The sequence below is a fragment of the Aurantiacibacter aquimixticola genome (assembly GCF_003605475.1).
GTDB classification, from domain to species: Bacteria; Pseudomonadota; Alphaproteobacteria; order Sphingomonadales; family Sphingomonadaceae; genus Alteraurantiacibacter; species Alteraurantiacibacter aquimixticola_B.
The window spans coordinates 1806090-1827329 of the sequence record NZ_RAHX01000001.1 but is presented as its reverse complement, the minus strand read 5'-3'; the positions used below and the strand labels follow the sequence as shown (position 1 = coordinate 1827329).

Annotated in this window: 17 protein-coding genes and 1 tRNA gene; 9 read left to right on the top strand and 9 right to left on the bottom strand. The window is 63.5% G+C overall.

Going from position 1 to position 21240, the window contains the following annotated elements; genetic code table 11:
• Positions 1–2: 2 nt before the first annotated feature.
• From D6201_RS09135 to D6201_RS09125, 3 genes are read right to left on the bottom strand one after another with little or no spacing between them, the layout of a single operon-like run.
• Positions 3–1373, bottom strand: a complete 1371-nt coding sequence (locus D6201_RS09135; RefSeq protein WP_120048509.1) for an amidohydrolase family protein — start codon at positions 1371–1373, stop codon at positions 3–5.
• Positions 1370–2767: an amidohydrolase gene (locus tag D6201_RS09130; protein WP_120048508.1), complete on the bottom strand. Its 1398-nt coding sequence runs from the start codon at positions 2765–2767 to the stop codon at positions 1370–1372. Before D6201_RS09130 ends, D6201_RS09135 begins: the two co-directional genes overlap by 4 nt.
• A 5-nt stretch (positions 2768–2772) precedes the next feature.
• On the bottom strand, positions 2773–4638 hold the full coding sequence (locus D6201_RS09125; protein ID WP_120048507.1) for a peptide MFS transporter: 1866 nt from the start codon (positions 4636–4638) through the stop codon (positions 2773–2775).
• A 177-nt stretch (positions 4639–4815) separates the two neighbouring features.
• Here D6201_RS09125 and D6201_RS09120 point away from each other — a divergent pair, with 177 nt between their 5' ends.
• The 4 genes from D6201_RS09120 to D6201_RS09105 all read left to right on the top strand — a co-directional run bounded on the left by D6201_RS09120 (position 4816) and on the right by D6201_RS09105 (position 6482).
• Positions 4816–5154, top strand: coding sequence for a GntR family transcriptional regulator (locus D6201_RS09120; protein ID WP_120048506.1), 339 nt, complete (start codon positions 4816–4818; stop codon positions 5152–5154).
• Between the two features lie 135 nt (positions 5155–5289).
• The gene (locus D6201_RS09115; RefSeq protein WP_120048505.1) at positions 5290–5571 is read left to right on the top strand and encodes an integration host factor subunit beta; all 282 of its coding nucleotides are present in this window, start codon (positions 5290–5292) and stop codon (positions 5569–5571) included.
• 77 nt (positions 5572–5648) lie between these two features.
• Positions 5649–5734 (top strand) — tRNA-Leu (locus D6201_RS09110).
• A 151-nt stretch (positions 5735–5885) separates the two neighbouring features.
• Positions 5886–6482 (top strand): PilZ domain-containing protein, encoded by a 597-nt coding sequence (locus tag D6201_RS09105; protein WP_120048504.1) that lies wholly within the window; start codon positions 5886–5888, stop codon positions 6480–6482.
• Here the strand turns inward: D6201_RS09105 and msrB are convergent, their stop codons facing one another.
• From msrB to D6201_RS09090, 3 genes are read right to left on the bottom strand one after another with little or no spacing between them, the layout of a single operon-like run.
• The gene (gene msrB, locus D6201_RS09100; protein ID WP_120048503.1) at positions 6483–6983 is read right to left on the bottom strand and encodes a peptide-methionine (R)-S-oxide reductase MsrB; all 501 of its coding nucleotides are present in this window, start codon (positions 6981–6983) and stop codon (positions 6483–6485) included.
• A 10-nt stretch (positions 6984–6993) separates the two neighbouring features.
• Entirely contained in the window at positions 6994–8262 is a 1269-nt protein-coding gene (locus D6201_RS09095) for an ABC transporter permease (protein ID WP_120048502.1), read from the bottom strand.
• Entirely contained in the window at positions 8259–9218 is a 960-nt protein-coding gene (locus D6201_RS09090; RefSeq protein WP_120049318.1) for an ABC transporter ATP-binding protein, read from the bottom strand. The genes D6201_RS09095 and D6201_RS09090 overlap by 4 nt, the downstream gene beginning before the upstream one ends.
• Before the next feature lie 66 nt (positions 9219–9284).
• On the opposite strand from D6201_RS09090, the gene queG reads away from it, so the two are divergent.
• Complete coding sequence (gene queG / locus D6201_RS09085; RefSeq protein ID WP_120048501.1) at positions 9285–10346, top strand: tRNA epoxyqueuosine(34) reductase QueG; 1062 nt, start codon at positions 9285–9287, stop codon at positions 10344–10346.
• Here the strand turns inward: queG and D6201_RS09080 are convergent.
• From D6201_RS09080 to D6201_RS09070, 3 genes are all read right to left on the bottom strand, one after another.
• Positions 10330–11553 carry an NAD(P)/FAD-dependent oxidoreductase gene (locus tag D6201_RS09080; protein WP_120049317.1) on the bottom strand — a complete coding sequence of 408 codons (1224 nt, stop codon included), beginning with the start codon at positions 11551–11553 and terminating at the stop codon, positions 10330–10332. The genes queG and D6201_RS09080 overlap by 17 nt on opposite strands.
• A 50-nt stretch (positions 11554–11603) precedes the next feature.
• Positions 11604–16331 carry an NAD-glutamate dehydrogenase gene (locus D6201_RS09075; protein ID WP_120048500.1) on the bottom strand — a complete coding sequence of 1576 codons (4728 nt, stop codon included), beginning with the start codon at positions 16329–16331 and terminating at the stop codon, positions 11604–11606.
• 227 nt (positions 16332–16558) lie between these two features.
• Positions 16559–17281, bottom strand: coding sequence for an alpha/beta hydrolase (locus D6201_RS09070; protein ID WP_120049316.1), 723 nt, complete (start codon positions 17279–17281; stop codon positions 16559–16561).
• Between the two features lie 87 nt (positions 17282–17368).
• Here D6201_RS09070 and thrS point away from each other — a divergent pair, with 87 nt between their 5' ends.
• From thrS to D6201_RS09050, 4 genes are read left to right on the top strand one after another with little or no spacing between them, the layout of a single operon-like run.
• Positions 17369–19384: a threonine--tRNA ligase gene (gene thrS / locus D6201_RS09065; protein WP_120048499.1), complete on the top strand. Its 2016-nt coding sequence runs from the start codon at positions 17369–17371 to the stop codon at positions 19382–19384.
• A 22-nt stretch (positions 19385–19406) separates the two neighbouring features.
• Positions 19407–19754 (top strand): hypothetical protein, encoded by a 348-nt coding sequence (locus tag D6201_RS09060; protein WP_120048498.1) that lies wholly within the window; start codon positions 19407–19409, stop codon positions 19752–19754.
• Complete coding sequence (locus D6201_RS09055) at positions 19754–20497, top strand: TSUP family transporter (RefSeq protein WP_120048497.1); 744 nt, start codon at positions 19754–19756, stop codon at positions 20495–20497. Before D6201_RS09060 ends, D6201_RS09055 begins: the two co-directional genes overlap by 1 nt.
• Before the next feature lie 2 nt (positions 20498–20499).
• Positions 20500–21237, top strand: a complete 738-nt coding sequence (locus tag D6201_RS09050) for a sulfite exporter TauE/SafE family protein (protein WP_120048496.1) — start codon at positions 20500–20502, stop codon at positions 21235–21237.
• Positions 21238–21240: the final 3 nt, after the last annotated feature.

Genomic DNA, 21240 nt, shown 5'->3' with positions numbered 1-21240 from the left:
GGTCACCGCCGGTAGGCCGCGGGCAGCTGGCTTTCGTCGAGCGTCCGGTAGCGGTCACGCAGGCGCGTCTGGTGGTTGTCCAGCGGCTGTTCGACCCCGTCGATAAAAACGCGGATCGGCGCGGAACTTGTTTCCAGCGGGTCGCCATCCCAGACCACCAGATCGCCATGCGCTCCGGCGGAAAGAACACCCGCATTTTCGAGTCCAGCGACACGCGCTGGCACTGAGCTGATGGCGGCAAAAGCTTCACCCCAGCTAAGGCCGGTTGCGCCCGTTACCTGGTTAAGCGCGACGAGATTTCCGGCTTGCTGCGGAAGGCCGCGTGGATGGTCGCCACTGCTGTCATAGACGCCGATCGCGACATCGACCCCGGCATCGACCATGCGCCCGACATTGCTCTGCGTTGCAGCCAGTTGTTCGAAGCTGGCGGGCAGATCGCGAAGGGCGGCAGCGATAACGGGCACGTCCGATGCGGCAATCTCGTTCGCCACCATCCAGCCCTCGGTCGCGCCAACCAGCACCATGTCGAGTGAGGGAAATTCTTCGCGTAAGGCGAGCGTGGAGAGAATGTCCGATGCGCGCTCTACCTTGACGTAGAGTCGCTGTTCTCCGGTCACGACAGGAACAAGGGCGGCCGCATCGAAGCGAGTCAGCAGCACGTCGCCATCACGCTCCGCCCGACCGGTAAGGCGCGGATCGAGCGGCAGGTCGTCACCGGTCCGCGAAGGATTACGGGCGCTGCGTCCGGTGAGGCGCGCATCATCGCCATAGCTGCCCGCTTCGCGCAGGGCGTTGCGCAGAAGAGCGTGCGCGCTGGTGCGGCTGCCACCTGCGAGACGCGCGCCCCGCTCACCCATTTCGACCACCTGGAAAGCTCGGGGCCGTATCACCGCGTCGTAATCTGCGCCCGTGTCGATGATCGCCCCTTGGCCGGCAAAAATGCTGGCATCGGCGCGCGGGGTCACGCTTGCCCGCGTCACGCCGCCTGCGCGGCTATAGCCGATATCCTGCGAGTTCGGATTGATGATCGGGCTGACATCGAGCGCGGCACTGAAAGGTGAGCCGGATGCGCCGACATCGTTGCTCTCGCTCACGGCCTGGACATCGTAGATGCCAAGCTCTGTCAGTGACGCGAAGAGACCGGGCGTGACCCATGTCCCGCTACCATCGAGCGTTTCCATGCCTGCGGGGACGGCGACGTTCGCGCCAGCGGCGACGACGCGCCCACTGCGCACCACGACAGTTGCATTTTCAATCGGTTCACTGCCATCGCCGGTCGCGATCGTTGCGCCGGTGATGGCGATATCCTGTGCGGCCAGTGGAGACGCCGTCATGGCGACTATTGCGGTGCAGAGGGCGATGCGCATGCTCATTTCACATCTCCTTCACCAGGCTGGCCAAGCTCGAAATCGCTCACCGGGCGCAGCCTCGGATTGTTCATGTCGTAAAGCAGCGCCCCGTCGATCCACACCATTTGCGGCCGCGAATAGATGCTCAGCGGATCGCCGTTCCACAGCACGACATCGGCCATCTTGCCCGCCTCCAGGCTGCCGGTCATCGCATCGATACCCATAGCGCGCGCGGCATTGAGCGTGATCCAGCCAATCACGTCGGCATCGGGAATGTCGATCCCCATGCGCCGCCCATCGGCCTGCGCCTTGGCCGCTTCCTGGTTCAGGCGCTGGATACCGTTCTCATCGTCAGAATGGATGACCACGCAGGCGCCGGCATTGTGAATGAGGGCGGCGTTTTCCGGGATTGCGTCGTAGGCTTCCATCTTGAAACCGTACCAATCCGCCCACACGGCGCTGCACACCTCGTTCTCACGCAGGATATCGGCAATTTTGTAGCTTTCGACGGCATGGTGAAAGGCCGAGACGCGGTATCCGAATTCGTCGGCCATATCCATCACCAGCGCCATTTCGTCGGCGCGATAGCAGTGGTTCTGGATGAGGATTTCGCCGTCCAGAACGCCCGCCAGCGTTTCCATGGCGAGGTCACGATCCGGTTCTTCCTCGGCGGCGTATTCTAGCGCGCTCAGCCAGGTTTCGCGATTGACGGCGAAATTGCCCATGCGGGTCGACGGCATGCGGCCCCTGCCGCCATAGACGCGCTTTGGGTTCTCCCCACACGCCATTTTCATGGAATAGGGGGCGCCGGGGAATTTCATGCCTTGCACCGTGCGGCTGGGCACATTCTTGAGCGTGACGGAGCGGCCGCCCATGAGGTTTGCCGACCCCGGCAAGATCATCAGGCTGGTGATGCCGCCATTTGCCAGCGCGCGGGAGAAGCCCGGATCCTGCGGCCAGACCGAATGTTCGGCCCAGACTTCGGGCGTTGTCGGGCTGGTTGCCTCATTGCCGTCTGCATGGGCATCGACGGACGGCGTGGGATAGTCGCCGAGGTGCGAATGGATGTCGATAATGCCGGGCGTGACATATCGCCCCGTGCCATCGATTTGCGTGTAGCCCGCCGGGATGGATAGGCTCGCATCGCCGATGCCGACGATCTCGCCGTCGGCGAACAGCACGACGCCATTGTCGATCCTTCCGCCCGCGCCGTCATAGATGGTTGCGCCAACCAGAGCGGTCGGCACGCCCGGATAGCGCGCGTAGGTCGATGCGTAGGGCTCGGAGGCAGTCTCGGGCCTATCCGGCGCGGCGGGCTCGGCACCGTCGCTCGCAGTCGTTGCGCAGCTGGCGAGAGCCAGTGCCGCAAGAGATGCAAATGCGGCGGATGGACCGCCCTTCAAGAAAAGACGATCCATATCGCTTACCCCTGCGGCTTTGTTTCAGGATGCCAGCCAGCGCCCTGCGGCTCACCCGGCCCTTCGGCCTGGCCAAGCAGGTCGTCGCCGACATTGTCGTCCGTGAGTGTATCGAGATGCAGCAGCTTCTTCACCAGCGGGCTGATCACCATCACGACGACGCCGATGCCGACGGCATACCAGCCGACGGTGCTGTAAACGTCGAGCACGACTTGTTTGCCGGACCCTTCGCCCAAGCCCTCGGCACCCGTTGCGGCGGCAATCCGCCCAGCGGCGAAGTTGCCGGTGGCGGAAGCGAAGAACCACGTGCCCATGATGAGCGACGCCATTTGCACCGGACTGAGTCGGTTCATCGCGGACAGGCCGACCGGGCTAAGGCAGAGCTCGCCAGTCGTGTGGAGCAGATAGATGAGGAAGATGAAGATGACCGGCGTAGGCACGTTGACGCCCGCACTCTGAGCGCCCCAGACGAGGACCAGGAAACCGAGTCCGACCTGCACGACCGCCAAGCCGAACTTCATCGGCGTGCTCGGCTCAGCTCCGCGGCTGCCGAGGAATTGCCAGACGGTCGCGAAGATCGGGGCCAGCATCACGATGTAGATCGCGTTGATCGACTGGAACATCGACGCATTGACACCGCCCGTATCGACGTGACGTTCGGTAAACAGATTCAGGCTCGACCCGGCCTGTTCGAACAGTGCCCAGAATACGACGGAAACGATAATAAGGAACAGGGCCGCGATGATACGATCTCGCTCGTCGCTGGCATTGCCCACCATTTGCAGGATCATGATCGTCAGCACGCCACCGAACCCGATGGCTGCGGGCCAGCGCATCAAGGTGCCTAGTTCTTCGGAGACCACCGTTCCGCTGCCGGACACGAAGAACATCGCGAAAACGAGGACAACTGAGAGCGCGGCGAAGCTGTTGAAAGCCGCTTTCGGTGCGGTGCGGAAATTACCATATGGCAGCTGGAAAACCGCGACGGCTAGGACGTAACATACCAGCGCCGCGCCGAAGGTACCAAGGAAGACGCCAACTTCGTCCTGGAATTGGATGGCGATCCAGCACAGCGCCACGAGAGCGAGGCCGATGCCGTAGAATTTCCATTCCTTGGCGCCCGCGATCCGCTCGGGATGCTGGCTCTCGCCCTTGCCGAGCAGGAGCGGCTTGCCGAACACGAAGAAGAGGAGGCCGATCAGCATGCCGAAGCCGGCGAGGCCGAAGCCGTACTCCCAGCCCACCGTCTGGCCGAGATAGCCGCAGATGATGGATGCGGTCGCCGCGCCGACGTTAATGCCCATGTAAAAGATGGTGTAAGCGGGATCGCGCCGCACATCAGTGCGGGCATAGAGCTGGCCGACGATCACCGAGATATTCGCCTTCAGGAAGCCCGAGCCGACGATGATGAGCGCCAGCGCCAGCCAGAAGACGTTGATCGTCGCATCTGCCTGCCCGCCGTCGCCTTCGAACGCCATGAAGAAATGGCCGAAGGTCAGCAGGATCGCACCAAAGAGCACGGCCTTGCGCTGGCCGAGATACTGGTCCGCCAGATAGCCGCCGACGACCGGCGTGATGTAGACGAGCGCGGTATAAGCGCCGTAGATGATCGAGGCTTCGCTGTCGGAAAACAGCCAGTGCTGGACGAGATAGAAAATCAGCAGCGCGCGCATGCCGTAATAGGAGAAGCGCTCCCACATTTCGGCCATGAACAGCAGGAAAAGGCCCTTTGGGTGGCCGATGACTTCTTCCTGCGGCCGTGTGATCAACACCAAACCGCCGATTAGAAAAGAGGCTAGCGCGATCACCGCGATGCGGAAGGTCCACATCTCGAAACCGGAATCGAATGTGAAGAAGACGCCCTCGACCATTGGGTAATTGTCCTTGTCGTTAACGGGCCGATCGTCGTGCCGGACCCTCCCCGAGAGCCGCGCACACTAACGATTGTTTCGTTTATGTGAAGCCATGAAGTTGCGGATGAAACGGTCGCCTGCATGGCTACGTCGGCTTGACGCGCCACGCTGTATTATGGCAGTGATGCACCCGTCATGGCCGATACCCGCCCCGTCTATCTCCGCCTACGAGAGCAGATCGCCGCCGCCATCCTCGATGGCCGCTATGCCGAAGGGGCCATGCTGCCATCCGTAAGGGCATTCGCTTCGGAACAGGGTGCCAATCCCCTTACCGTCGCTAAGGCGTATCAGCAGTTCCAGTCCGACGGGCTCATCCGCGTGCAGCGGGGCGTCGGCATGTTTGTTCGCGAGGGCGCCGCCAGCAAGTTGCGCCAGAGCGAGCGAGAGGCTTTTCTGCAGGAGGAATGGCCCTCGATACGCGAGCGGATGGACCGGCTCGGTCTCGATGCGGCTGACCTGCTCGCGCGCGGCTGAGCGAATCCGACGAGCCTCCGCAACACTCACATATATTGATAAATGTGCATTTCCGTTGCGTGCAGCATCATTTTTTGGCACTTTCGCAAGATAGTACTGCGATCGGGTCGCGCTCGATAGTGTTTGGGAAATGTCATGATCAGGTCCGAACTCCTCCAGTCTCTTGCAGCGGACAATCCCGACCTGCGTCCGGAAGAGGTCGAACAAGTCGTCGATATCTTCTTCGACGAGATTGCAAAGCGGCTGGCCGAAGGCGGCCGTGTCGAATTGCGCGGCTTCGGCACTTTTTCGACCCGCCAGCGCGAAGCGCGCACGGGGCGCAACCCGCGCACCGGCGAAGCGGTGGAAGTCCCGGCCAAGCGCGTTCCCTATTTCAAGCCCGGCAAGGATATGCGGGAGCGGCTCAACGAGGGTTGAGCGGTCACGCGTTGTCCGACGCGCGCATCATCGAACAGCATTGGCACCGCCCGACGCGCTCGCTAGGCCATGCGCGTGCGGGCGTGGCGGAATGGTAGACGCCGGGGACTTAAAATCCCCTGTCCCTTGTGACGTGCGGGTTCGAGTCCCGCCGCCCGCACCAGCATTCCGATGCAGGATGACCGACAGGGCCGACCGATAATTTACGGCAATGCCGAGATCGCCTCCGCAAAATCCCCGATAGGGTGTCGCTGCGTTTCCATACTTCTTCCTGCCTAATTGCCTGCAATCGTTGAACCGATCAGGAGGGCAGAGTGGCGACGGCAGAACAGAAACTGGTCGACCACACCGATCAGCGCGACGCTACGCGGTACACTCTGCTGATCAGGGCTGCGAAGCTGGTGTCGCGCGACGGCGAATTTCTCTGCGTCATCCGCGATGCGTCCGAAAGCGGCGTCTCCGTCCGCATCTTCCACCCGATTCCCGATCAGGGGCGTATGATCCTCGAGCTTCAGAATGGCGATCGTTACAGCGTCGATCCGGTATGGCAGGAAGAGGTCCGCGCCGGTTTCCGTTTCGCCGTAAAAGCCGACATCGCCCGCATCATCGCCTCGCCGAGCGCCTTCAGCAAACGTCCGGTGCGCATCAACCTCACAGCTCCTGCAGAGATCGAGGCTGCCGGACGTATCGAGCATGCCACCTTTCAGGACATTTCGCAGCAGGGCGCCAAGGTTGCCTGCCGAAGCGGCTTCGCAATCGATCAGCGCGTCAAACTTGTCGCCGAAGGTATGGAGGATATCTTCGCCAAGGTGCGCTGGCGACGCGACGGCACAAGCGGTCTCGTTTTCGACAACACTCTGCAGTTTGGAGAGCTTGCGCGGATTGCGCTCGCCCTACAAAACCGCGGCTGATCAGGCCGGGCGGAAATCCAGCGCCGCGCCGTTGATGCAATGCCGCTTGCCGGTTGGTCGCGGCCCGTCATTGAAGACATGGCCGAGATGCCCGCCGCAATCCGCACAATGCTCTTCACGGCGCGGATAGCCGAGGTGGTAGTCGGTCGAATAGCCTACCGCCCCATCGTCGATCGGACGCCAGAAGCTTGGCCAGCCGGTTCCGCTGTCGAATTTATGTGCGCTGGAAAACAGCCGATTTCCGCAACCCGCGCAGTGATAGGTGCCGCGTCGTTCTTCGTCGTTGAGCGGGGACGAATATGCGCGCTCCGTTCCCGCCCCGCGAAGAATGCGGAATTCCTGGGTGCTGAGCCGCCGGCGCCATTCGGCTTCGCTGCGTTGCACGGGAAAGTTCTGCTGTGCACGCGCTTCGGAACCGCCACAGGCAGCCAAGACCGGAAGAGAAGCACCCGCACCAAGCAGGCCGAGAGCGGTGCGGCGATCGATGACGGATTTTTTCATAGCAAGAGCCCTATATTTCAGCGGACGAACCGTTCCTGAACATTCTCGCCAACGCCTTGATAATCGGCTGGCGACGCGCCTCTCGCGGGCCGGACTTCATCACCCGGCGACGGAAAAGACCGGCGCCAATGCGAATGAAGATCGCCACCCACATGGCCTGCCATGCGAGGGCCAGCACATGCGTCCACAGCGCGTCTTCCGTCGCCGCGCGTGCCACCATCGCGAAGGGGGAGCTGAGCGGGAATGCCATGGCAGTATATTCGATCCATCCGCCCCGGTCGGTTACAGCGAGGCTGGCGAAAAAGAACACCAGGATCTGGAACATGGTGGCAGGCATGGAAAGTGTCTGCACTTCGCGCACGGTCGTCGCCAGCGAACCGACGGCGAGGAAAATCGAGCCCAGCAGCAGATAGCCCATCGCGAAGTAAGCGGCGAACAGCAGGAAGAACATCGTCCAGCCCACACCGGGATTGGCCAGGTCCGAAAGCGACATGCCGCTGGCCAGAAGTATGCTGGCACCCGTGCCGACCCAAACGACGATGCCGACGACGGAAATGCCGAGCATGGCGAAGAGCTTGCCCAGAAAAACCGCATCCATCGGAATGGCGGCGGCAAGTATCTCTATGATCTTGTTGCCTTTTTCCTCGACCAGATTGGACAAGACCATACTGGCGAGCAACATGATCAGGAGGAAGAGCAGCAATTGCCCGCCTTGCGCGGTCCGCAATCGGCCCGACGTCTCAGCCGCCCCGCTGGTTTCGACCACGCTCGTGCCGACCGGCGGGTATTGCACGGGCGCACCTTCCGTTGCCCTGGCCGCCACCAGCCCGATGGTGCCTTGCCAGCGCGCGATGCGGCCCGGTGTGGCGGTAAGGACAGGCGCTTCGGGCGTGCCGGTCACGACGGCGGCAAGGCTGCCTTGCGCATCTTCCAGCACGGCGCGCGCGTCGTAAGTCTCACCCGGCGCGAGGCGCGCAATCGCGACCATTTCCGGGATAGCGCCGGGTATCTGCTCGGCAAGTGCGTCACGCGCTTCGAGCATGGCATCGACATTGCGACTTTCCATCGCGATGCCGACATCGGCACCCGACGCCTCGCTCTGAACCTGCGCGCCGACACCACCAGCAAGGGCCATGATGACGATCGGGAAGAGCGGCCCGAGCAGGAAAAAGATGAATGTGCGGCTGAACAGGATAGCGCTGAAATCGCGGCGTGCCATGACCCAGGCTGCGCGCCAAAGCGACAGACGATTGCCGTCCTTCACCGCATTGCCGCTCATGCCGCTTCTCCCCCACCCCGTGTCACCATGTCACGGGCCGCCGCTTCACCGGCAATGGCGACGAAGGCGTCGTGCAGACCGGCGCGCTCGATGGAGAGCGAGAGGATGCCCGCATCGCCATCGATGAGTGCCTTCAGCAAAGGTTCGACGCCGGTTTCGGGAAGCGGAAAGGACCAGTAATTGCCGACGCGCCGCGTATCGCCGGGGAGCGCCGCGCGCCATGGCCCGTCCGCGCTGCGCGTTTCCAGGCGAACCTGCGCCGGGATGCGATCGCGTGCTTCGTCGACCGGGCCGGTAAACGGAACCTTGCCACCGGCGATGATGGCGATGCCTTCGCACAAACGCTCTGCATGGGCGATGACGTGAGTCGAGAAGATCACTGTCGTGCCTTCGTCCGCCAGGCCGCGGATCAGCACTTCCAGCTTGCCCTGGTTAATTGCGTCGAGACCGCTGAACGGCTCATCGAACACGACGAGTTTCGGCCGATGCACCAGCGTTCCGAGGAGCTGCACTGTTTGCGCCATGCCCTTCGACAGCTGGCGTATCTGCTTGTCGATTGCATGCCCGAGCCCGTGCGCTTCGAGCAGTTCACGGCCGCGCTCTTTCCCGACTTTCAATGGCAGGCCGCGCAAGGCGCCCATGAAGCCGATCGCCTCGTCGCATTTCATCGCGGGGTAGAGGCCGCGCTCTTCGGGGAGATAGCCGATCCGCCGCGCAACGTCCTGCGGATTGCTCGCGCCCAGCACGCTTCGCGTGCCAGCGTCCGGATCGATAATGCCGAGCAGCATGCGCAGTGTCGTCGTTTTGCCTGCGCCATTGGGCCCGAGAATGCCATAGATCGCCCCTTCCGGTATCGCGATATCGACGCCGTCCACGGCAAGGGTCTTGTCGAACCGCTTCACAAGGCCGCGCGCGTCGATGGCGAGCGGGCGAGTGTCGACGGGTGTGGCAGTCATATTTCCGGTCGCCATGTCCATGTTCGGGCCGCTAGACGGAATGAATGAACGCCCTGTCGCCACGTTATGGTTAATTCGCCCGATAGCCAATCGCTGGAGCACGCTTTGCGCGAAAAAGCGCGCGAGCTCGGCTTCGCCGCGTTCGGGATCGCACCGGCTGAGGACAACCCGGAGCAGGCGCGGCGATTGCAGGAATGGCTCGCCGCCGGATATCACGGAACGATGGGCTGGATGGAGGACCGCGCCGATGTGCGCCAGGGCCCCAATGCGATGTGGCCCGAGGCGAAAAGCGTGATTGCGCTAGGCATGAGCTACGCGCCGGATGTCGATCCGCTGGCTCTGGAAGGCGATGCCGAGAGGGCACGCATCTCGGTTTATGCGCAGGGCCGCGATTACCACGACACTTTGAAAAAGGCTGCCAAGGCACTGGCGCGCTGGCTGGTGGAGCGGGAACCCGGCACGCAGTTGAAAGTCTTCGTCGATACGGCACCGGTCATGGAAAAACCTCTGGGGGAGGCTGCGGGCCTGGGCTGGCAGGGCAAGCACACCAATCTGGTCAGTCGTGAGTATGGCAGCTGGCTGTTTCTCGGCGCGATCTACACGACACTGGCGCTGAAGCCGGATGCGCCGCATTCCGATCGCTGCGGATCGTGCCGGGACTGTCAGGACGCCTGCCCGACCGATGCTTTTCCTGCGCCGTACAGGCTCGATGCGCGGCGTTGCATTTCCTACCTCACAATCGAGCACAAGGGGCCGATACCGGACGAATTCCGCGAAGCGATCGGCAACCGCATCTATGGCTGCGATGATTGCCTGGCGGTTTGCCCGTGGAACAAGTTCGCCCAGTCCGCCGCGCGCCACCGTGCTTTCGCGCCACAAGAGGACTTGGTGGCACCGCGATTGGACGCGTTGCTTACTCTCGACGATGCGGCCTTCCGGGCGAAATTCTCCGGTTCGCCCATCAAGCGGATCGGTCGCAATCGGTTCGTGCGCAATTGCCTGACCGCGGCGGGCAATAGCGGCAATCGGGGCTTGGAGCCGATTGTCCGGACGCTGACGCGCGATCCTGACGATGTCGTTGCGGAAGCAGCGCGCTGGGCGCTGTCGCGGCTCAGCGAAGGTCCTTGAGGACTTTTTCAGTATCGGCAAGGTCCGCCGGATCGACCTGCGCGCGCGCTTCGATCAGCTTTCGCCCCTGCACATAGTCCCGCGTCTTGTTGACCGCATCGACGGCGATGACGCGCCCGTCCTTCAGGTAGATCACCGAGAAGCTGCGCTCCGACGGGTTTCCACGCACGACGCTGGCATCATGACCGATGCCGATCCCGGCGGTCTGCAATTTGAGATCGTATTGGTTGGACCAGAACCATGGGAAGGACTCGTAGGACTGCGGCTCTCCGCAAATGGCCTTCGCCGCGGTGGTCGCCATATCGTGCGCGTTCTGCACGCTTTCTAGGCGAAGCACCGCGCCATTCGCCCAGACATTCGCATGCGCCGCGCAGTCTCCGATGGCGTAAACCTGCTCCAGACTGGTGTGGCAGGTGTCGCTCACTTCCACGCCATTCGCCCCGGCGGCACCGGCGGCAATGAGCGGGCCGACGGCCGGGACGATGCCGATGCCGACGACGACCGCGTCGCAGGCGATTTCCTCTCCATCGCCGAGCATGACGCCGCTGACGCGATCCTCGCCCAGCAGACGCTCGACAGTTACGCCGAGCCGTATATCCACCCCGCGCTGGCGGTGTTCCGCTTCGTAGAATTCCGACAGTTCCGCGCCTGCGACGCGATTGAGCAGGCGGTCCTTCATCTCGACCAGCACCACTTCGCGGCCCAGCCCGCGCAGCACGGCAGCCGCCTCCAGCCCGATATAACCGCCGCCGATCACGACGATCCGCTTTACGCCTGCATCGAGATCGGCCAGCAACGCATCGACGTCGCGCTTGTCGCGCACGGTGTGGATACCTTCGAGATGACCGCCGGGGCAAGATAATCGCCTGGCATCGCCGCCCGCTGCCCAGATGAGCTTGCCGTAACCGATACGCTCGCCAGATCCGAGTTCGACTTCATGCGGCTCCGGGTCGATCTTCGTAACCGCCTGGCCGAGCATCAGCGTGATGTTCTTGTCCGCCCAGAAGCTCTCGGGACGGATCAGGATGCGCTCGAACGGTTTGTCGCGGGCGAGATATTCTTTCGAGAGCGGCGGACGTTCGTAAGGCGGCGCGCGGTCGCGCCCGATCATGAGGATGGAGCCGTCAAACCCCTGCTGACGCAGCGCGATGGCGGCCTGCGCTCCGCCATGCCCGGTCCCTACGATCACGACGTCATGACGCATCATGGTCATGCGGGGTGGGCAAAATCGCGGCGCGCGTCAAGCAAGGGCGCGATCTAGCCCTGCAACAGGTTGCGCGCCTGGCTGGCAATCTGCGCCAGCATTGCGGGGGCGACCGGAGTGGCCGCCTGCGCCCGGGCGATCATGCGGCGGAACTGCGCGATAGTCGTCTCGTGCTTGTCGGCCCAGGCCTCGATCATGGCAACGGGATCACCACCATTCTTCCTCTTGCGCCGCGCGAGGTTGCGCAGGAATTCAAAGCGCATCTGCTGAAAATCGCGTGCGAGCCCGGCGACGAGGAGCCGCTCCCACGGATCGGCAGGGCTCATCACCGCAGCGCGCGACTGCGCCCAGTCGATGCCGAGCGTTGCGCCGAGCTGGATGAAGGCCTTCGCGAGAGCGAGCGGGTCCAGCTCGGTGCTGTGAGCGAGCCGCGAAAGGCCGATTGCGCCATCCACGGCAAAGAGCCGGGCGACCATCGCCGCCTGTTCCTCGCTCGCGCCCTGTTCGACAAGGCGGGCTGAAATGCTGTCGATGTGCGCGCGCGCCTCATCGCCCAGCAATGTGTCGACCTTGTCGTTGAGCTTGGAGACCGTGCCGCCGATCTCGTTCTGCAGTTCGGATGGAGAGAGATCCCCGCCGCCGGCGCGCAACAGGTCCGCGATATGGCCGCGCAGGGCGAGTGCCGCCTGGTCGAAGAGCATCAGGCGCGCCGTTTCGGGCATCGGATCGGTGTCGAGCATGCGCCACACGCGGTCCATGCCGAGCAGGGCACTGGCGGAAACGAACGCAGCGCCGACCTGGTCGAGCCCGGCGCCTTCTTCTTCCGCCAGTTCGAAGGGATGCAGCATGCCCATGCGATTGACGATGCCGTTGGCCACTACCGTTCCGACGATCTCGTTGCGCAGACGATGATCGAGCAGCTGGTTCTTGAATTGCTCCTGCAATTGCGGCGGGAAATCGCCGAGCACCAGCGGATCGGCGGCATCGTCCGAGGCAAGTGATCCGGCTTCGACCGCGTCCTGCAGCACGAGCTTGGAGTGCGAGAGCAACACGGCGAGTTCGGGCCGGGTCAGTCCCGCGCCGTCCGCCGCGCGGCGAGTCAGCGTTTCGGAGTCGCCCAAGCCTTCATTGGCGCGGTCCATTCCGCCGCGTTCCTCGAGCATCTCGATGAGCCGCGCCTGCGCGCCGATCGTGCGGTTGCCGCCCTGTTCCGCGATGGAGAGCGCGAGCGCCTGCAGGCGGTTGTCCTCCAGCACCAGCGCAGCGACGTCTTCCGTCATGTCCTTCAACAGCGCATTGCGCCGCTCTTCGGACAGGCGGCCAGCGCGCCGTGCAGCCGTGAGCGCGATCTTGATATTGACCTCGTTGTCCGAGCAATCGACCCCCGCCGAATTGTCGATGAAGTCGGTATTTACCCGCCCGCCGCCGAGCGCGAACTCGATCCGGCCAGCCTGCGTCGCGCCCAGATTGGCGCCCTCGCCGATCACCTTTGCGCCGACACTCTTCGCGTCGATACGCAAGCCGTCATTGGCCGGGTCGCCGACATCGGCGTGGCTTTCATGGCTGGCCTTGATGTACGTGCCGATCCCGCCGAACCAGATCAGGTCGGCCGGGCTCCTGAGAATGCAGGAAATAAGCGTCTCGGGATCGAGCGCGCCGTCCTTCAGCATATCGTCGGGAATGCCCAGCGCCTCTATCGCCGCCTTGGACAGCGCGATCCGTTTCGCGGACCGCGGATAGATCCCGCCGCCTTTCGACAGCAGCTTCTCCGAGTATTCGCCCCAATTCGACCGATCCATGTCGAACAGTCGCTTGCGCTCCTTCCAGCTCGCACCGGGGTTGGGGTCGGGGTCGATGAAGATATGACGGTGATCGAAGGCGGCCACCAGTTTGATCGCCTTGGAAAGCAGCATGCCGTTGCCGAACACGTCGCCCGACATGTCTCCACACCCCACGACGCGCACCGGATCGGTCTGCACGTCGACGCCCATTTCGAGGAAATGGCGCTGCACCGAAATCCACGCGCCGCGGGCCGTAATGCCCATCGCCTTGTGATCGTAACCGTTGGAGCCGCCGCTGGCGAAGGCATCGCCCAGCCAGAAATCGCGCTCCATCGCGATGGCGTTGGCGGTGTCCGAGAACGTTGCCGTGCCCTTGTCCGCCGCGACGACGAAATAAGGATCATCACCATCGTGGATCACGACATTTTCGGGATGGAGGACCTTTTCGTCGACGATGTTGTCGGTGATCGACAGGAGCGTGCGGATGAAGAGTTTGTAGCTTTCCTTGCCCTCGGCAAACCATGCGTCGCGGTCCACCGTTGGATTGGGCAGGCGCTTGGGATAGAAACCACCTTTTGCGCCGGTCGGCACGATCACGGCGTTCTTGACCTTCTGGGCCTTCATCAGCCCGAGTATCTCGGTGCGGAAGTCATCTCGCCGATCGGACCAGCGTAGGCCACCACGTGCGACAGGTCCGGCGCGCAGGTGGATACCCTCGACGCGGCGCGAATACACGAAGATCTCGCGCCACGGCACGGGCTTGGGTAAGCCGGGCACGAGCGAGGAATCGATCTTGAAGGCGAGCGCCTCACGCGCGGCATCGGCGAATGCATTTGTGCGCAGCACGGCGCGAATGGTTTCCCAATAGCGGCGCAACAGGCGGTCGTCATTGATGGCGACCACTTCTGCCAGGCCTTTGCGGATCGAGCGCTCGATCTTTTCGGCTGCCTTTTGCCGATCGCCCTTCGCCGCAGGATCATGGAGCGCACGCAGCAGGTCGATAAGTCCGCGCGTAACCTTGGGTGCACCCGCCAGCGCATCGACCACGGTGTAGATCGTGAAGGCGATGTTGGACTGGCGCAGATAGCGATAGAAAGCGCGCAGCCAGTCGGTTTCCTGCGCGTCCAGCCCGACCGCGATGACAAGGCGATTGAAGACATCGTCTTCCGCCCGTTCGTTGAGCACCGCAGACACCGCCGCTTCGATCTCTTCGCTGCGTTCGAGCAACGCGTCCGGCTCCATCCCTTGCGGCAGGCCGAGCACGAAGTCGTGCACGACGCCCGTATCCTCGCCGCCGAGCTCCGTCGGCACCTCTGACAAGACACGGAAACCGAAGTTCTCGAGCGCGGGCACCGCATCGGACAGCGGCAGCGCACCGTGATGCTGATAAACCTTCAGGCGTAGGCGGCCGGGTTCGTCCTGCGGCGCATGATAGAGGCGCGCATCGCGAGTGAGGCCGCTGTCCTCGACATTGGCCGCGAGATTGCGCAGCCGACCGATATCGCGCGCTGCCTCCTTCGCGCCGTAGGTCGTGCGGTAGAAGATCGGAAAGCTTTCGGCATAGCGGAGGGCCAGCGCGCCCGCGCGACCGGCGTCCTCGCCTTCCGCCAGCGCTTCCTCGACTGCGTCGGTCCAGCCGCGCAGCATGTCGCCCAGCGCCTTGTCGACTGCGGCATTGTCCGGCTCGATCTGCGACTGACGAAAATCCATGACATAACGCAGCAGAGCGAGATTGCCGCCTTCGACCATCAGGCTCCAGTCGAGCGTGCTCGCGCCGGTCTCGCGCTCTAGCAGTTCCTGCACCTGCAACCGCACGGACGTAGAGAGCATGTCGCGGGGCAGCCAGACGAAAGCAAAAAGGTGGCGGCCCAGCGGGGCGGGCACAAGCGTCGCGCGCGGCCGCGGGCGATCGGACAGGCCCATCATCGCTGTCGCCACGCGGGTGATGTCGGTGTCCGAAAAGCTGATGATCAGATCGTGCGGGAGAGCTGTGAGCGCGTGGACCAGCGCCTTGTAATCGTGGCTGCCCGTTTCGAAATCGAGCCGGTCCATGATGGTCGACAATTGCTGGCGCAGGACCGGCACCGTGTCGGGCGGGGAAACCAGCGCTGCGCTTGTCCAGATGCCGGCATGGATCGAAATGGCCGTGACGAGGCCTTTCTCGTGGATCGGCACGATGAACAGGTCGAGCGGAACGCGGCGATGCACTTTGCTCAGCCGGTTGGCCTTGATGATCAGCGGCGCGCGGCCCGGCTTGCCATTTGTCCCGTCGAACCAGGCGAAAGCGCGATCATAGGCATCTTCGGCCAGCAGGTCGGGGGTCGAGCGGCGACAGATACCGAGCTTGTCGCTCTCCTTGCCGTCCCGCGTCCGGGTGAGATGCCCGAGCTGCGTGAGCATGCCTTCCGACAGCCAGCGCAGCAGGGCAGCGCCCTCCGCGTCTGAGAGCCGCTCCGCATCCGCTTCCATGCCATCGCGCATCTTCGGCCAGTCCGAAACGGCGGCGCGAACATCGAGGATGGCGGTCTCCAAGTCCTTTTCCAGCGCGCGACGCTCTTTCGCATCGAGCCGCGGCGTCTCGATATAGACCCAGCTTTCCTTCTTCTCGCCTGTGTCGCCCTCGGGCATGTCGGCCAGCTTTCCGTCCTCGCGTCGCACGGGCAGGATCGGGTGGACGAGCGTGTCTATGGAAAGGCCTCGCGCGGCCATGGTCGCGCCGATGGAATCGACGAGGAAGGGCATGTCCTTGTTGATGACGGCGATGCGCATGAAGCGGCGGCCTTCGGCTGCCGATCTGATGAGGATGGCGGGCTTGCCATCTTCCCGCTGCCGCGCCGCCTCGACGACAAATTGCGACGCCTGTGTCAGCCGCTCGCCTTCGAGCGGAGATTCGCCAGGCAGGATCGAACCGCTGATCCTGTCCGCCAGCGTCTTGGCAAAGGCGCGTTCCGCCTTGTTTAGATCGGAAGATGCGCCGCTGGCGCCCTTGCTGGTGGCCATGCCCTGTTCTCTCTCCTCCCCCGACATTTGCGAGTCGGGGCTTCCAGCGCGTTCCGATACCGGAAGTTCCCCGCAGTCTCTATCGAAGCAATATCGGCAATGCACATAAAATGTTTCAGATGAAACTTTCTTGGAATGCTGGCGGGTGTGCAGGTGGCCTAAGGCCATCTACGCCTCCGGCTCCGATTCCGCCCTTGCGGAAATTCGGCGGAGCTCCGTATTTCGCTCTAAAAAGAGGCGACGGTGCGAAGTAGCAGCGCAATATCGCTTTCGCGGCTCAGACGGTGGTCTCCGCCCTTTACCAGCGTCACCTGAACGTCCTCGCTGTTGAGCGCTCCGGCGAGGCGCAGCGAGATATCGCTCGGAACGTCATCGTCGTCCTGACCATGCAGCAGGCGGACCGGGCATGTGATGGCGATCCCGTTATCCAGCATCTTCAGGCTTTCGGCATCGCGCCAGAATGCCGCGTGGGTCGGCATCGGATCGTAGCCGTAATCGCTTTCTTCGTAAATTGTCTCCCCGGCAGAGAGCTTCGCCTTTTGCGCGGCATCGAAGCCCCACTCGGAGAAATCGGGCGCCGAGGCGATGCCGACGAGACCGGCAAGCCGCTCGCCCAGCGCGAGGCCGACAAGCAGCATCAGCCAGCCACCCATCGAAGAGCCGGTGATGATCACGCTTTCGTTCTCCACCTTGGCTTCGATCAGCGCCACGACCTCGTCCCGCCAGCGCGACAGGGTTCCGTCGGCAAAGTCACCCTCGCTTTCCCCGCATCCCGAATAGTCGAGCAACAGGCATTCGCGACCCTGCGCGGTGCTCCGGTCGAACACCGCCGTCGCCTTGCCGCCTGCCATATCCGACATGTATCCGGGCAGGAACACCACGGCGGGCCCGCTGCCGGGCGCGTGGCGATAGGCGATGGCGATGCCGTCTATGTCGAGCGCGTCCGTCATGGCAAAGCGGTTATCGCCGTCTGCCCCTTCGCTGCAAGGCGTATTGCGCTCTTGGCGCATCGCCTCGCACGCATTAGGTGGCGTGCCATGACCGAACTCGTGAAAATCAGTCTGCCCGACGGTTCCGTGCGTGAAATGCAGGCCGGCTCCACGCCTGCCGATGTTGCCGCAGCGATCGGGCCGGGCCTTGCCAAGGCCGCCATCGCCGCGCGCGTCGACGGCGAATTGCGGGACATCAACCGCCCGTTCGAAGGCGATGCCGAACTGGCGCTGGTGACCAGCCGTGACGAGGAAGAGGCGCTTGAGCTGGCGCGGCACGATTTCGCGCACGTGCTGGCCGAAGCGGTGCAGTCGCTCTTTCCCGGAACGCAGATCACTTTCGGCCCGTCGACCGATGACGGCTTCTACTATGATGTGAAGGCGCCCGATACGCGCGAGCCGTTTTCGTCTGAAGACCTCCCCGCGATCGAGGAGGAGATGCGCCGCATCATCAAGGCCGACAAACCGCTGAAACGGGAGGTGTGGAGCCGCGAGGATCTGATCGCCAAGTGGGAAGCCGAAGGCGAGACGTTCAAGGCCGAATGGGCGAAGGAATTGCCCGAGGGCGAGGAACTGACCGTGTACTGGTCGGGTGAGGACTGGCTCGACATGTGTCGCGGCCCACACCTTGCCAGCACCGGTAAGCTCGATCCGCAGGCATTCAAGCTGATGCGGGTGGCGGGCGCCTACTGGCGCGGCGACCAGAACAATGCGCAGCTTACACGCATTTACGGCACTGGCTGGCTCAACAAGAAGCAGCTCAATCAGCACCTGATGCGGCTGGAAGAGGCCGCCAAGCGCGACCACCGCAAGCTCGGCCGCGAAATGGATCTGTTCCACCTGCAGGAAGAGGCGCACGGCTCGGTCTTCTGGCATCCGAACGGCTACAGGATCTGGCGCGAGCTCGAAGCCTATATGCGCCGCAAGATGGACAATGCGGGCTATCGCGAGATCAAGACCCCGCAGCTGATGAATATCAAGCAATGGGAACAGTCCGGCCACTGGGGCAAATATGCCGAGAACATGTTCGCCGTGCCCGATATCGTGCCCGATGTTGACGGGCTGGGAGACGGCCTTGCCGCGCCGAGGGTCGCTGAGGATGCCGACTGGCTGGCGATGAAGCCGATGAATTGTCCAGCGCATGTCATCGTCTTCAAGCAGGGCATCACCTCCTATCGCGACCTGCCGATTCGGCTCGGCGAAATGGGCTGCTGCCATCGCAACGAACCGCATGGCGCGCTGCACGGCCTGATGCGTGTGCGCCAGTTTACGCAAGACGACGCGCATATCTTCTGCACCGAGCGCCAAGTGGTCGATGAAGTGCGCGCCTTCTGCAAACTGGCGGACAGCGTCTATCGCGATTTCGGCTTCGACTATCACGTCAAGCTGGCGCTGCGTCCGGAAAAGCGCTTCGGCAGCGATTCCGATTGGGACAAGGCCGAGCAGGAATTGCGCGATGCCGTCACCGAAGCGGGCATGGACAATGACGAATATGGCTGGGAAGAGCTGCCGGGCGAAGGGGCGTTCTACGCGCCAAAGCTCGAATGGCATTTGACCGACGCGATCGGCCGAACCTGGCAGGTCGGTACGATCCAGGGCGACCGCGTGCTGCCGGAAAGGCTCGACGCGACTTATGTCGGCGAGGATGGTGAGAAGCATCGCCCCGTAATGCTCCACCGCGCCATCTTCGGCAGCTACGAACGCTTCATCGGCATATTGATCGAGCATTTCGCCGGCAAGCTGCCCGTCTGGCTCGCCCCGGTACAGGCCGTGGTCGCGACCATCGTCTCCGATGCGGACGACTACGCGAAAGAAGCGGTGGCGAAGCTGGAAGAGGCGGGCATCCGCGTCGAAAGCGATCTGCGCAACGAGAAGATCAACTACAAGGTGCGCGAACATTCGCTGGCGAAGGTTCCGCATCTGTTGGTGGTCGGCAAGCGAGAGGCCGAGGAAGGCACCGTCGCCATGCGCACGCTTGGCGAGAAGGAGCAGAAGTTCATCTCGCTCGACGAAGCTATCGCCATGCTGAAAGACGCCGCGACCCCGCCCGATCTGAAGGCCTGACGGACATGCGCGGGCGCGTCGCATGAAGTGGATGATCGTAGTCTCGCTTGTGCTGAACATCGTCGTGCTGATGCCAGTTGCTTACGGTATCGCCACGGCTGCACCATGGGCCGATGACGCCTACGGCGCGGCGAGCCCCGCACGCGGGATCGTGCTGGCCATGTATCTCGCCATCCTGGTCGGTTCGGCAGCCCTGTTGTTCAAGCCGCTTCCGGCGGCCGTCGCATGTCTGCTGGCGCTCCAGATTGCTTACAAGGTGACGACCGCGGCGACCGTCAGCGTCGACAATCCGGTCGTCGTCAGCAATCTCGCCATTGCGGCATTCCATGCGATAACGCTCGGCCTCATTGTCGTCCGCAGCACGCCTTGATGGACCTCCTGTCGGGCTTTTCGACGGCGCAGATCGTAGCCGCCGCGCTGGCGACATTGCTTGCCGCATTCGTCCGCGGGCTGACCGGTTTCGGCTTCGGTTTCCTGCTCGCGCCGATCCTCGCTCTGGCGCTAGCACCGGTCGAGGCGGTGCTGCTCGTCAATATCCTCGCTTTCACACTTGCGCTCAGCGAAGTGCGCTACGTCCTGCGCGAGGCGGACCGGTCCGCCTACTGGATTGCCGCGCTACTGGTGCTGACGGTCATGCCCGGCCTGCTGCTGCTCGATGCCACACCGCCTGAACTGGCGCGCGTGCTGATCGCGCTGGCGGCGCTCGCTGCTTTCGTCATCGTCGTCCTGCCCCGCCGTGGCGCGGCCTTTGCGCCTGGCCGTGTCACCACCGGGGCGACCGGCTTGATCGCGGGCGCCATGACAGGCTTCGCTGCGATGCCCGGCATTTCCGTGGTGCCCTATTACGTCCGGCAGGACATGGCGCGGGTGACCGCCAAGGCATCGATGATCGGCGTCTTCGGTGTCTCCGCGCTGGCGAGCCTGACCTCTGGCGCGGTGACGGGACTGCTCGAATGGCGGTTGATCGTTTTCGGCGTGTTGCTTTTCCCGCTTATGGCGCTCGGCAACTGGCTTGGGTCGCTGGTGTTTGGCCGCGTGAGCGACCCAGTCTGGCGCGCTTTCGTCGGCGTGGTGCTCGGCGCTGCGGCACTGGCCGCTCTGATCAACCTGTAGCGATGTTCGGCTTCGCTATCGAAGCAGTGGCAATCGCCGCGCTTGCGGCGCTGGCGGCGGGCTTCGTGCGGGGCCTTGCGGGGTTCGGCCTCTCGGTTGTGCTCGTGCCGATCCTGCAGCTCGCCATCGCGCCGAGCGCCGCGGTTCTGGTCGGTATCGTCTCGCTTTTCCTCATCGGCCTCACCGATATCGGCCGCATCCGCCGCGATGCAGATCGCTCGGCCATTCCGATAGCCTTGCTCGCTATCGCCTGCATGCCGCTCGGATTGTGGGCGCTGGTCGCGCTCGGTGTCGATTGGGCGCGACTGCTCATCGCCCTCGTGTCGCTGGCTGCCTTTGTTCTCGTGGTCATCCCGCTTGGAAAGATCGTCATGCCCCGCCGCCCCGCCATGGCGCTGTCGGGTTTCTTCACGGGCTTCTTCGGCGGTTTTGCGGGCATGCCCGGGCCAGGCATGGCGCCCTTCTACCTGCGTGGTCGATTGGAGCCGAAAGCGGCGCGGGCGAGCATGATGGCGATCTTCCTGGTCGTCACACCGATCTCGGCCGCCGTCTTCGTCTGGCTGGATGTGGGCGGCTGGCAGGAAGTCGAGCTGGCGTTGCTGCTCTTTCCAGCCGTGCTGTTGGGCGACTGGCTGGGCCACCGCGCTTTCGGACGTGTCAGCAAGGCGCGATGGAAGGTGGCGACCGCACTGGTGCTCGGCGGCGCGGCGGCGGGCGCGCTATGGAAGCTGCTGATGTGAAGT

Coding starts and splice junctions, on each gene's coding strand:
- D6201_RS09135 (WP_120048509.1), bottom strand. CDS start 1,373: ATGAGCATGCGCATCGCCCTCTGCACCGCAATAGTCGCCATGACGGCG.
- D6201_RS09130 (WP_120048508.1), bottom strand. CDS start 2,767: ATGGATCGTCTTTTCTTGAAGGGCGGTCCATCCGCCGCATTTGCATCT.
- D6201_RS09125 (WP_120048507.1), bottom strand. CDS start 4,638: ATGGTCGAGGGCGTCTTCTTCACATTCGATTCCGGTTTCGAGATGTGG.
- D6201_RS09120 (WP_120048506.1), top strand. CDS start 4,816: ATGGCCGATACCCGCCCCGTCTATCTCCGCCTACGAGAGCAGATCGCC.
- D6201_RS09115 (WP_120048505.1), top strand. CDS start 5,290: ATGATCAGGTCCGAACTCCTCCAGTCTCTTGCAGCGGACAATCCCGAC.
- msrB (WP_120048503.1), bottom strand. CDS start 6,983: ATGAAAAAATCCGTCATCGATCGCCGCACCGCTCTCGGCCTGCTTGGT.
- D6201_RS09095 (WP_120048502.1), bottom strand. CDS start 8,262: ATGAGCGGCAATGCGGTGAAGGACGGCAATCGTCTGTCGCTTTGGCGC.
- D6201_RS09090 (WP_120049318.1), bottom strand. CDS start 9,218: ATGACTGCCACACCCGTCGACACTCGCCCGCTCGCCATCGACGCGCGC.
- queG (WP_120048501.1), top strand. CDS start 9,285: ATGGTTAATTCGCCCGATAGCCAATCGCTGGAGCACGCTTTGCGCGAA.
- D6201_RS09080 (WP_120049317.1), bottom strand. CDS start 11,553: ATGATGCGTCATGACGTCGTGATCGTAGGGACCGGGCATGGCGGAGCG.
- D6201_RS09075 (WP_120048500.1), bottom strand. CDS start 16,331: ATGGCCACCAGCAAGGGCGCCAGCGGCGCATCTTCCGATCTAAACAAG.
- D6201_RS09070 (WP_120049316.1), bottom strand. CDS start 17,281: ATGACGGACGCGCTCGACATAGACGGCATCGCCATCGCCTATCGCCAC.
- thrS (WP_120048499.1), top strand. CDS start 17,369: ATGACCGAACTCGTGAAAATCAGTCTGCCCGACGGTTCCGTGCGTGAA.
- D6201_RS09060 (WP_120048498.1), top strand. CDS start 19,407: ATGAAGTGGATGATCGTAGTCTCGCTTGTGCTGAACATCGTCGTGCTG.
- D6201_RS09055 (WP_120048497.1), top strand. CDS start 19,754: ATGGACCTCCTGTCGGGCTTTTCGACGGCGCAGATCGTAGCCGCCGCG.
- D6201_RS09050 (WP_120048496.1), top strand. CDS start 20,500: ATGTTCGGCTTCGCTATCGAAGCAGTGGCAATCGCCGCGCTTGCGGCG.